The organism is Staphylococcus sp. mip270_02 (genome assembly GCF_054031535.1).
In genome coordinates this window covers 548,355-561,319 of sequence record NZ_CM132934.1, presented here as the reverse complement: position 1 = coordinate 561,319, position 12,965 = coordinate 548,355, and the positions used below count along the sequence as shown (strand labels likewise).

General features: G+C 31.0%; 10 protein-coding genes. 5 read left to right on the top strand and 5 right to left on the bottom strand.

Annotated elements, in window-relative coordinates:
• Positions 1-877: 877 nt before the first annotated feature.
• Complete coding sequence (locus ACW5YJ_RS02480) at positions 878-1,699, top strand: helix-turn-helix domain-containing protein (protein ID WP_135092801.1); 822 nt, start codon at positions 878-880, stop codon at positions 1,697-1,699.
• Positions 1,700-1,790: 91 nt separating this feature from the next.
• On the opposite strand, the gene ACW5YJ_RS02475 is transcribed toward ACW5YJ_RS02480, so the two are convergent.
• From ACW5YJ_RS02475 to ACW5YJ_RS02465, 3 genes are all read right to left on the bottom strand, one after another.
• A complete protein-coding gene (locus ACW5YJ_RS02475; RefSeq protein ID WP_017723971.1) occupies positions 1,791-2,357 on the bottom strand; it encodes a DUF4064 domain-containing protein in 567 nt (188 codons plus the stop codon).
• Positions 2,358-2,657: 300 nt separating this feature from the next.
• Positions 2,658-3,110, bottom strand: coding sequence for a MarR family winged helix-turn-helix transcriptional regulator (locus tag ACW5YJ_RS02470; protein ID WP_017723972.1), 453 nt, complete (start codon positions 3,108-3,110; stop codon positions 2,658-2,660).
• 22 nt (positions 3,111-3,132) lie between these two features.
• A complete protein-coding gene (locus tag ACW5YJ_RS02465; protein WP_119603987.1) occupies positions 3,133-4,566 on the bottom strand; it encodes a YhgE/Pip family protein in 1,434 nt (477 codons plus the stop codon).
• A 505-nt stretch (positions 4,567-5,071) separates the two neighbouring features.
• Here ACW5YJ_RS02465 and xylR point away from each other — a divergent pair.
• The 4 genes from xylR (at position 5,072) to xylE (ending at position 10,751) form a co-directional block, all read left to right on the top strand.
• Positions 5,072-6,223, top strand: coding sequence for a transcriptional repressor XylR (xylR, locus tag ACW5YJ_RS02460; RefSeq protein ID WP_153672150.1), 1,152 nt, complete (start codon positions 5,072-5,074; stop codon positions 6,221-6,223).
• 210 nt (positions 6,224-6,433) lie between these two features.
• Positions 6,434-7,756: a xylose isomerase gene (gene xylA / locus ACW5YJ_RS02455; RefSeq protein WP_017723975.1), complete on the top strand. Its 1,323-nt coding sequence runs from the start codon at positions 6,434-6,436 to the stop codon at positions 7,754-7,756.
• A gap of 5 nt (positions 7,757-7,761) precedes the next feature.
• A complete protein-coding gene (xylB, locus tag ACW5YJ_RS02450) occupies positions 7,762-9,252 on the top strand; it encodes a xylulokinase (protein ID WP_153672149.1) in 1,491 nt (496 codons plus the stop codon).
• Between the two features lie 20 nt (positions 9,253-9,272).
• Positions 9,273-10,751 (top strand): D-xylose transporter XylE, encoded by a 1,479-nt coding sequence (xylE, locus tag ACW5YJ_RS02445; RefSeq protein ID WP_119603990.1) that lies wholly within the window; start codon positions 9,273-9,275, stop codon positions 10,749-10,751.
• Positions 10,752-10,851: 100 nt separating this feature from the next.
• Here xylE and ACW5YJ_RS02440 read toward each other — a convergent pair whose 3' ends face one another.
• A complete protein-coding gene (locus tag ACW5YJ_RS02440) occupies positions 10,852-12,186 on the bottom strand; it encodes a GntT/GntP/DsdX family permease (RefSeq protein WP_017723978.1) in 1,335 nt (444 codons plus the stop codon).
• A gap of 49 nt (positions 12,187-12,235) precedes the next feature.
• Positions 12,236-12,961: a GntR family transcriptional regulator gene (locus ACW5YJ_RS02435; RefSeq protein WP_017723979.1), complete on the bottom strand. Its 726-nt coding sequence runs from the start codon at positions 12,959-12,961 to the stop codon at positions 12,236-12,238.
• Positions 12,962-12,965: the final 4 nt, after the last annotated feature.

Here is a 12,965-nt window from a genome sequence, read left to right as displayed (position 1 = left end):
CCCTTTGCCTAATTCCACTTACTTTTTGTACTTATGAAATAATGAGAAATTTACATAAGTATCCCCCTTGAAAATAAATCACACATTGTTCCCGTTAAAACTAACTGCGTATAAAACTATTCATTGCAAATTCTTTTATGAAATGCAAAAACTGGAGCATACCCACAAGACTGTTAAGTTATGTTTCACGTTAAACAACTTGTCTCGATACTAGGAAATCAAATTTTGATTATTAATTTATAGTCTTAACCTTACTTTTTCTTTCCCTTTTTCTTATTGTTTTTCTTTTCTTCTAAAATCGACATCACGATAAAGCCGACAAGTAATATCGGTGTAAGAACTGCAACCATTATTAACATTTACTTCACCTCATTATTTGATATTTTGAAAAATAAATTTTAAGTATAGATAATAAATCAAATAGTATCCTTATAATATTAATTTACACCTTTTATACATCTTCCTCAATAAAACAATTTAGTTTATTCAATACTTTATATTTAAGAAATCAAAAACAACACAAGCGTATGACTATATAGAAATATTTTTTAATAAGCAATGTACATCTTGGTAATCTAAAGGTTATTTATATTACTCCCTCAATTAATTGAGCATGAATACCCAAAACTTCTATGGTGAATTCAAATCTAAAAACCATAGTAAAATAATAGTATTTCTAAACGAAAATATTTTAAGGGTTATGTTTAACACCCGCCTAAAATAAACATTTTATATTATCAAGTAATTTTTATTTATCTATATTTTAATAATTGACCATAATATAAATTACCTGTAATATTTTCAATATAATATATGCTTTCGCAGCTGAATTTAATTCGAGATTTACATTCCAATATAAAAAGACGGAGGTAATATAGTGAATTACAACCTAGTTATTTATAAACAACATGACAAACTCGACTATCTAAATACACCTAACTTTGCGAATATATATTTAGTAATAGAAGGTGAAATTTCCTTTCAAAAATTCACCTCTACATATACTTTCCAACAAGGTGAAATTTTTATAGTTTATGACTTCGAAGAAAATTTAATAATTAGTAGACAAGCTATAATTTCTTGTATTTCTGTAAATAACATAACCTATCACCGTTTTTCATTAGCATATCGAGAAGGCGATTCAGACAATTATCCGCCACCCAAAGTTATAACTGAAACTTATATTGAGATTTTAAAAGTAATTCTAGAGGAAGATTTTTTCAATGCAGATATTGGAGTGATAAAACTTATAAATTATCTTAATCATTCAAAAGATAATTTATATGTGAATATGTCATATTCAAGTAAACTGATTAAAAATGTAGTTGAGTATATTAATACAAATTATAAAGAGCCTTTAACTTTATCTTATATTTCAAAGAAATTTTATGTAAACAGTAGTTACCTATCACGTGAATTTTCAAAGAAAATGAATATATCTTTATTAAAGTATATTAAAAAAGTAAAGATTTATAATTTGTCGAGGGAACTTTTATTACATGGTAATTTGGAATCTATCTGGAGACAATACGGATTTCGTTCTTACAATACTTATTTGCGTGATTTTAAAAATATAATGCACATGTCGCCCAAAAATTTTATCAATCAAAATCCTATTAATCAAGTAAATAAAAAAATTGGGCAGCATGAGTTATACAAATGTTTACAACAAATATTACATTTAATAAAATCTGAATAACTTCACATCATTTTTGTATATGAAAAAACACCAAGTCCCTCATACATTAAGGTCGACTTGGTGCTTAAAATTATGTTATTACACTTGCTATTTAATACTTATATTTGTTCTCTTCATCTGATTTTGTATATTCATCTTTTATAGCTTCTTTTTCATTTTCTTTTTGTTCTTCTGATAAAACAAACGAATTATTGTGTTCGTTGACTTGCGAACCATCTTTAATATATGGATTTACGTCCTCATCATTGTCTTTACTATAAACAGGCGTTTTTGGCTTTCTCACTAATAACATGATACCAGCAACAATCCACAATATGGCATTAATCCAATTACCTAATAAAGAAATTACGCCTGCAATAATTAATAAAACGCCTGCTATTTTAGCTTTTTTACCAATTAAGAATGCTGCTATCAATGCAATAATTAAAATTACAATACCTATTACTAAACCTGCAGTTACAAGTCCGCTTAATGTACTAAAGAATGCATTAGCATCTTCATATGTAACGCTAGCCTCTTCTTGCATCATTTGATTAATAAAAGTATCTTTGAGCTCACTATTTCCAAACATCGGAATTAAAATAGCTAATAGTATTACAGCAATTAATTGTAGCGCAATACCGATCCATGTTAGTACGCGTTCTATTGTTCTTTTCATAACAATGTTCCTCCTGTTTATAAAATTAAATTTATTAAGACAATAATCTTTACCAACATAATATAAAAAATACTTAATTGCAATGTTAATTATACTAATTGCAAATATTTAAGTCCATATTTTATAGATATTAACATTTTTTAATTATAGTTACTCATTATTTATTATTGCTAATATTGAATCAGACAGAAAATCTACTTACCTAAAATGATTTCATTGTATTAATTTATCTTCAACTAGAATGTCTACATAAAAAACGACCCGAAACATCACTGTATGTCTCGGGCCATTTTTTGTAATTTATTTGTGTTCTCTAAAAGCATTATCAATATGTGTAAGTTGATCTACGAAATGATGAACTTCTTCGGCTGTAAATTTATTTCCAAGGCGATCTTTCACTGCTTCTGTCATAACAGCTGTTGCTTTCTTCAAAAATGCTTCACCTTCATCACTCAATTTAATGAGTTTGATACGTTTATTATCTGAGTGTGCACGTTGCACATAGCCCATATCTTCTAATTTTGCTATACGCTTTGATGCAGCCGTTTTAAAAATATTTTGTAAACCAGCTAATTCATTAATCGTTACTTTACCTTCAGTTTTTATAATTCTCATTGCCTCAATTTGTTCTCTTGAAAGCAAATTACTTAGCCCGGTCTCTTTAACGATATCTACAATTTCTTTATTTAAATGCAACATTACTATTTGAAATTTAATAATCGCTTCTTCAATTGTCTTATCTACATTTTCCAAAAAAGCCACCTCCGAATAACACTTATTTAAACTCTATTGAGAATGGTACTCTTTGTCTTTTGTTAAACCATAATATTACTATATATTGTAAAATCATCATTACTACTATAATACCAATGAGTAAGGCTACAACAAAACCAAAGTTAAAATGTCCTGCATGAGTAAAGATTGCTTCTCTATAACCTTGTATTGCGTATGACATTGGTGAGAATGGGTGAATCCATCTGAAGAATTGTGCTGATAATTCTATTGGGAACATCCCTTCACTGGAACTTAACTGTAGTATCAATAAGACCATTGATATAAAGAGTCCGATTCTATCTAGCAACAGACTTAAGAATGTTGTAATGGTAATTGCTGCAATAGCCCACAATAATCCTACTAAGATAAATTTACCGATATTATCGATAGACATATTCAGTGCAAATATCGCCCAACTACTCATTAAAAGTGCTGATATTGTACCTTGTGCAAGATATAATAATAGTTTGCCAAATGCTTGTTTAATCGATTTGACCTCTTTACTTAATACTTTTCTTAAAGGATAAATTGCACTAAATGAAACTGCACCTACAAATAAACTAACACTTGCCATATATGGAACAATTGTCTCACCATATTTATCAGCTTCTGTAGCGTTATTTTCGTTCACTTTCGTCACGTTATTTAGAGCTTTTTCGTTATCTCCTTCAAAAGCGACACCCTCTTGTTGAGAAACTGATTGGTCAATTTTTTCTTTTAATTGATTATTATTTTGTTGTAATTGAGTTAAACCATCTGTAACTTGTTGATTTCCTGAAATCAATTGTTGTGCAGGCTGTCCTACTGCAGGTTCTAACTGTTTCAAACCATCTGTAACTTGTTGATTTCCATCAATAAGTTGAGATTCAGCGTCTGACATTTCGCCTAAAGCTTCAGAAGTATCTTGGAAACCAGATTTTGATTTTTTAGCACTATCAAATAATTGGTCTAAATAATTAGAACGAATATTGTCTTTGATTGAGTCTGTCACTGTATTAATGGCTTTTTGAGCTGATTGACTACCAGTGTAACTTGATCCTGGATTTACTTGTGTTTCTAAATTTATTTTCTTAGGATTTTTATCTAATAATGTTGTTGCATTACTTGATGCATCTTTAGGAATAATAATTGTACCAACACTTTTCCCTTTTTCAAGTTGGTCATATGCTTCTTTTTTAGAAACTTCTTGGAAGTCAAATTTATCATTATCTTTTAATTTATCGACTACATCATCACCGATTGTAACTTTTTCATCATTCAATTTTGCAGTCTTGTCTTGGTTAACAATGGAAATCTTTAATTGGTCTGTCTTATCATATGGGCTCCACATAGAACCTACAAATAATGCTACATATAGCAATGGGATAGCTGCTATCGCTATAAGTGCTATTATTAACATTTTGTTTCTAAAAATAAATTTAAATTCATTAAACATCTTTTTTACCTTCCTTTTTATAATTGTACACCATGTGTACTATTAAAATTTTAAAAACCGAAACATGCTAAAATGCTTATTCCGGGGCGTTTATAGCTATTCAAATTTATGGGATATATAAACCTTCAAAACAGTACACCCCTTATACATTTTTATATAATACTCGCTTCAAAAACAGTTGTCAATCGAAGTTATTATAATTATATAAATTTTATTATTGCAAAACCAATAAACGAAATATACGAAATTAATTTTTATTATATAACGATCAATTCGTAAATTAATTTCATTATCAAAGTGTAACGTATATTAATCAATCTATTCTCACTCAATATTCTACGTCTATAACTTAAATTTATATTTTCCACTTTATAATATATAATTGGTTATAGAACAATGTTGTTTATATCGTTTGCCAACACCTAGTACTCACATTACACTATGTTACACTTGGTAATATTAACCGAACTTCCCCCTGTCCAAATTAGATAAGAGGTAATAATAAATGGAAAATAATTTAATAGTAAATGAAAATGAGAAACGTGTATTAAAACAAATATTCAATAACAGTAATATTTCACGAACACAAATATCGAAGAATTTAGAACTTAATAAAGCTACTATTTCTAACATCCTGAATAACTTAAAACACAAGAGTTTAGTTAATGAAGTAGGAGAAGGCAATAGTACTAAAAGTGGTGGCCGTAAGCCTATTTTACTCGAAATCAACCAAAAATATGGCTACTATATTTCCATGGATTTAACATATGATTCTGTTGAGTTAATGTACAACTACTTTGATGCTACTATATTAAAGCAAGATTCCTACGAATTAAAAGATAAAAATGTCAGCAGTATATTACAAATTTTAAAATCTAATATAAATGTCTCAGAAAAACATGATACGTTACATGGGTTACTTGGCATTTCTATATCCATACATGGTATCGTCGACGATGAGCAAAACATTATCAACCTTCCTTTTCATAAAAATGAACGCAGTACATTTACTGATGAATTAAAGTCATTCACAAATGTTCCTGTAGTTATAGAAAATGAAGCAAATTTATCAGCCCTATATGAAAAAAGTCTATATATAAATTCAAACATAGATAATTTGATTACTTTAAGTATTCACAAAGGTATAGGTGCCGGTATCGTAATAAATAAAAAACTTTATCGTGGCTCAAATGGAGAGGCTGGAGAGATAGGTAAAACATTGGTTTTAGGATCTATAAATGACAATGGCAACAAATATTATAAAATCGAAGATATATGCTCTCAAGATGCTTTAATACAGAAAATAAATAATAGATTGGGAGCCGCACTTACGTTTACAGAACTAATCCAATATTATAATGCGGGAAATTCAATTGTTGCTCAGGAAATTGAACAATTTATAAACAGAATGGCAGTTCTGATTCATAATTTGAATACACAATTTAATCCAGACGCTATTTACATTAACTGTCCTTTAATTAATGAATTACCTAATATTTTAAATGAAATTAAAAAACAATTCTCGTATTTTTCTCAAGCTAGTCCAATTCAAATACATCTGACCACTAATGTAAAACAAGCTACTTTGTTGGGTGGCACCTTAGCAATAATGCAAAAGACTTTAAATATAAATAACATTCAAATGAATATCAAATAATCATAGCAGTCCGAGTCATACAGTAGATGTCTCGGGCTGTTTATTCCTCTTACTTGAGTGGGTCAACAAAATCTTTCAAACTAAATTGGCTTTTGTCCTACTCTTTTTTTATTTTTGCGTAAGCGTTTACAAAAAATAAACGATGTGCTATATTACCTCTAAAGTTAGTTTGTTTATTAAATTAACCAACTAAAATGTAGGAGGAATATTATGTCTTATTTTGATATCAATAAAGTAAATTACGAAGGCCCTAAGTCAAATAACGCTTTTAGTTTTAAGTATTACAACCCCGAAGAAAAACTTGGTAATCACTCCATGTCAGAACTTTTAAGGTTTAGTGTCGCTTATTGGCACACTTTTACTGCTGACCTTTCCGATCCATTCGGTGTAGGTGCAGCGGAACGTGATTGGGATTCATTAGATGAGATGGAAAAAGCAAAAGCAAGAGTAGAAGCAATTTTTGAATTTATGGAAAAAACACGTATTGATTACTTTTGTTTTCACGATGTAGACATTGCTCCAGAAGGTGCATCTTTAAAAGAATCTAATGAGAATTTAGATATCATCGTAGAACTTATTAAAGAAAAAATGGATCAAACCGGTAAGAAATTACTTTGGAATACAACCAACAACTTTACTCACGAGCGTTTTGTTCATGGTGCGGCCACGTCTTCAAATGCCGAAGTATTTGCATATGCAGCTGCAAAAGTTAAAAAATCATTAGAAATTGCTAAAAAGCTTGGTTCTGAAAACTTTGTTTTTTGGGGCGGTCGTGAAGGATATGAAAGTTTACTAAATACTAATATGAAATTAGAGTTAGATAACTTAGCTACTTTCTTTAAAATGGCAAAAAGTTACGCAGACGAAATCGGCTATACAGGACAATTTTTAATAGAACCAAAACCTAAAGAACCTACTACCCATCAATATGATACTGATGTTGCAACAGCACACGCTTTCTTACAAAAATATGATTTAGATAAAGACTTTAAATTTAATATTGAAGCTAACCACGCGACACTTGCTGGCCATACATTCCAACACGAATTAAGATATGCACGTGATAATAATATGTTGGGTTCAGTCGATGCTAACCAAGGACATCCTCTTTTAGGATGGGATACAGATGAATTTCCAACTGATGTATATGATACTACGTTAGCAATGTACGAAATACTTAAAAATGGTGGGTTGGCTCCAGGCGGATTAAACTTTGATGCTAAACCTAGAAGAACATCATTTAAACAAGAAGACTTAATTTTAACTCACATTGCAGGTATGGATACTTTCGCATTAGGCCTACGTGTTGCTTATAAGATGATTGAAGATAATTTTTTTGAAAACATTATGGATGAAAAATATAAATCATTTAATGAAGGCATTGGTAAAAAAATAGTTGAAGGAAAGACTTCATTTAATGAGTTAGAAGATTATGCTTTCAATATTAATACGATTAATAACGCTTCTGATCATTTAGAAGTCATTAAATCACAAATTAACCAATATATCTTAAATATTAATAATAAGGATTGATAAAAATGGCCTATGTAATTGGTATGGATATTGGCACGAGTGCTTTAAAAACTCTTGTGGTAAATAAAAGTGGCGACGTTGTAGAATCTTACAGCGTCTCTTATAACACGGCACATCCTAAGTCAGGATATAGCGAAATTGATCCTGAAATTTGGTATGAAGCAACGTTGGAGAGTCTAAAACATATTTTAAATCATTATACTCAGGATAACATTAGTGGCATCAGTTTTTCTGGACAAATGCATGGCCTAGTAATAATTGATCAAGAGGGCAATCCAATTAGACCAGCCATTTTATGGAATGATACAAGAACGTCTCAAGAAGTTGAAGACATTAAACAAAAGCTAAGCCTTAATTCGTTATTAGAATTAACACAAAACACAGTGTTAGAAGGGTTCACTTTACCTAAGCTTATGTGGTTAAAGAATAACGAGCAAAGCAACTATAGACGTATCGATAAGTTCATGCTTCCTAAAGACTACATCGTGTATAAATTGACAGGTAATATTTACACAGAACCTTCAGACGCTGCAGGTACAATTATGTTTAGTGTAAAAGATGAAAATTGGTCTACAGAATTATTGCATCGTTTAAATATTGATCCATCCATTTGCCCTGAAATTATAGCTTCACACCAAAAAAGTGGACAATTAACTGAAAAAGTAAAAAATACTTTAGGTGTTGATTGGAACATTAACGTGTACCAAGGTGGCGCAGATAATGCTTGTGGCGCTTTAGGTTCAGGTATTACCAACGAACAAAAGCAACTTGTCAGTATCGGAACTTCAGGAGTAGCATTGTCTATTGAAAATCGTATTGATTATGAAAATGATGGGAGCGTACATTACTTTAATCATTGCGTTCCAAACCAAAAATACATTATGGGCGTGACTTTATCTGCTGGGTATAGCTTGGAATGGCTTAAGCAACTTATCTCTCCTGATGAAAATTTCACTACTTTCTTAAAAGATATTAATCACTCAGAAGTTGGTGCTAATGGATTAATATACACGCCTTATTTATTAGGTGAACGTACGCCACACAATGATGCTTCAGTACGAGGTAGTTTCATCGGTTTAGATGCAAATACGACACAGATCGATATGAAACGCTCTGTTCTAGAAGGCATTACTTACTCTATTAATGAAAGTATTCAAATTATGAAAAACAACGCTACTAACATTAATGAAATTGTATCAATCGGTGGTGGAGCTAAAAATAATCAATGGTTGCAAATTCAAGCAGATATTTTCAATACAACTATTTCTACCCGAACAGAAGAACAAGGTCCAGCTTATGGTGCAGCAATGTTAGCCGCTATGGGAGAACAATGGTTTAATACTTTCAATGAGATGAGCGAAGCATGGATAGCATACCATCAAAAAGTATACCCCATTGAAGCAAATACAAAATCTTATCAAGATTTATTTAATATATATAAAACAATTTATGACGCTACGCAGCCAGCAACTCAAAAACTTAATAAATTTAAGTGATCTATCAAGGGGATGGATATATGTCAACTTATAATAATAAGAAATTTATTTTTAAAATAGCTTTAATCGCAACGCTCGGTGGTTTATTATTCGGCTATGACACAGCAGTTATTTCTGGAGCTGAACAATCTCTACAGCAATATTTGACAAAAGATTATGGCAGTTTCATTCATGGCATCACAGTTTCTAGTGCGCTAATAGGTTGTATTATTGGTGGTCTATTGTCTTCAAGTTTTTCAAGTCGCTTAGGTAGAAAAAAGTCATTACAAGTAGCTGCTATCCTATTTATCATTTCTGCAATTTTGTCAGGCTATCCCGAATTTTTATTTTTTGATTCAACTGGATCTAACCTTGGCCTACTCATTGCATTTAATCTGTACCGTGTTATTGGTGGTATCGGTGTAGGATTAGCTTCTGCAATTTCTCCTATGTATATTAGTGAAATAGCCCCTTCGTCAATTAGAGGTAAACTCGTTTCATGGAATCAATTTGCCATTATATTCGGTATGTTAGTAGTGTATTTTGTAAATTACGGTATTACATATGGCCAATCCCAAAACTGGATTCAAGATATTGGATGGCGTTATATGTTTATTACTGAAGCGATTCCCGCAATAGCGTTTTTCTTTTTATTATTTTTAGTACCTGAAACACCTAGGTTCTTATCATTAAGTAATAAAAATACAGAAGCCCTCTCGGTTCTTAATAAAATATATGCTTCAAAGAATCATGCTCAAAATGTACTAAATGACATTTTAGCTACTAAAAATAAGTTAACAGATGTAAAAGCGCCACTTTTCAGTTTTGGTAAGACTGTTATTATAGTAGGTATTTTATTATCTGTTTTCCAACAATTTATTGGAATCAATGTTGCTTTATATTATGCACCTCGTATTTTTGAAAATTTAGGTTCAGGTAGCAACACATCTATGATACAAACTGTTGTCATGGGCTTAGTAAACGTAATCTTCACAATCATTGCTATATTATATGTAGACAAATTTGGACGGAAACCTTTACTAATAATTGGATCAACTGGTATGGCAATCGGTATGATTGGTATGAGTGTCTTAGCTGCAAACGGTGCATTCGGTGTTATAACTTTAATATTTCTAGTACTTTATACTGCTTCATTTATGATGAGTTGGGGACCTATCATTTGGGTATTATTATCAGAAATATTTCCTAATAGAATTAGAAGTAGTGCTATGGCAATAGCCGTGGCAGTTCAATGGTTAGCTAACTTTACGATTACTTCCACTTATCCAACTATGATGGATGTTAGCGGCGCCATGACTTATGGTTTTTATGCACTGATGAGTATTTTATCAGGACTATTCGTGTGGAAATTCATTCCTGAAACCAAAGGTAAAACACTTGAAGAACTAGAAAGCGTTTGGAAAAAGGAAAGCGTGACATCTGTTTCAAATCAAGATGAAAAAGTTCAAAGTCATTCAGAAAAATTCAAAGTCAATCTAACTAAACAAACTAAAAATTGAATCCCAGTTTTATAACGTGCTAATTTTACTGTAAATTAAAAAAGTCAGCCACTCTTGCCGGTGGCTGACTTTTTATATTGATGTTATAAACGATTTCCACCTAAATAATACCATCTATTACAAAAGCAATTGCAAATGCCACAAATGACAATAAAGTTTCCATGGCTGTCCACGTTTTAAAAGTTTCTTTTACATTTAAACCTAAATACTCTTTAACCATCCAGAATCCAGCATCGTTCACATGAGAGAGCATTAATGACCCTGCTCCAGTAGCTATTACCAACAATTCTAAATTCACGCCAGACATATGTTGGATAATTGGTGACACTATTCCCGCAGCTGTGGTTAAAGCAACAGTAGCAGAACCTGTAGCGACACGTATTAAGCCTGCTACTAAAAAGGCTAGCAGTAATGGCGATAGTGAAAGATGTTCTGTCATCTGTGCAATTGAATCTCCTACGCCTGTTTCAATAAGTATTTGTTTAAAACCTCCGCCAGCACCTATAATTAAAATAATAGAACCAATAGGTAAGATACACTCTTCCACCAAATCTTTAATTACGTTTTTCGTCATACCTTGTTTGAATCCTAATAAATAGAATGCAGCAAAGCAAGATATTAATAATGCTATTACTGGATTACCTATGAATAACAATGTATTTTTTAATATGCTAGGAATATCCCCTAAATAAGGTGTCACGATAGATAACAACATTAAAAGTACTGGTAAAATAATTACTAAAAATGAAACAATAACGCTTGGCAAACCATTTGTTTTATTGTTTACCTTAATAATATTTGGTTCTTTTTCTGGTATTACCCTTTTACTTATAAACTTGCCAAAAACAGGTCCTGCTATAATTGCTGTAGGTAATGCAATCAGCAGCGAGTATAACAACACTTTACCTAAGTTTGCTTCATATATGCCAATTGCTGTCATAGCTCCAGGATGTGGTGGTACAATACCATGCACAATTGATAATCCTGCTAATAATGGTATAGCAATAAGTAATATATTCGTCTTAGTCGTTTTATGAATTGAAATCACAAGTGGTAATAAAATTACAATCCCCACTTCAAAAAATACAGGTATTCCGATTATAAAACCGGATAGCATCATAGCCCATGGTAATTTTTTATAACCTAAGACTTTAACAAGATAATCAGATATTTGCATACCTGCTCCAGAATCAGACATTAGTTTTCCTAAAATTGTTCCTAACGCTAAGATACCTACTAAGTGGCCTAAAACATCCCCTACACCCGTTTCATACGCTGTAACTATCTTTTCCGGAGACAATCCTGCCATGATAGCTAAAAATAAACCTGCCACTGTTAAACTGATAAATGCATGCCATTTCCACCATGCAACGCCTAATATGACAATAACGATTGAAAGTAGCGTAATGATTAATAAATATATATTAGAATCCATCTTTTTCCCCCAATTATGTTAGCGCTACCAACAAATCACAAGAGATTGCTTATCCTTTCAGACTGATACTATATTTTTTCAATTTACTATTGTAATAACCTATACTATATTCAACAATTTGGTAATTTACTGAATACGATATTCTCTCCCTTACAAGTAAAGGGTCTGAGGTTTGAAGACTCAAGTACGCTGTGGCTTGTTCATTGAAATCTACAGAGAAGTTATCCTCAATATCTTTTATTTCTATTTGCTCATCTTCTAAAATTTTATATATAGAAAGATCATTATTTTGCTTTAATTCTCCATACTCATCCAAGCTACTTAATGGGTAGGGTAAATAATGATTAAATAGAATGTATGGTTTATCATTTAATAAATAGACTCTTGTAATTTTATAAGATTTCTCGCCAAACATTTGAAATAACTCACTATTTTTTTCATGTGTCTCTACTACAATATCTTTTATAAGTTTATGAATTTTATTTCCTTGTTCTACAAGTTTTTCTGTAAAATTTTTATTATTGGTTTCATTACTCACTTGTTTGTGATTAATGACTGTTGTACCTTTACCGCTTTTTCTCTCCAAGTATCCTAATGTAACTAATTCTTTAATAGCCGCTCTGACTGTTACTTTGCTTACATTAAATTCTTCTTCAAATTCAATTTCAGTTGGTATATAGTTTCCAATAGTATAGATACCATGGATAATACGGTCTTCAATAATTTCTTTTATTTGTAAATATAATGGACCTTTATCTGATGATAATTTCGTCATAAAT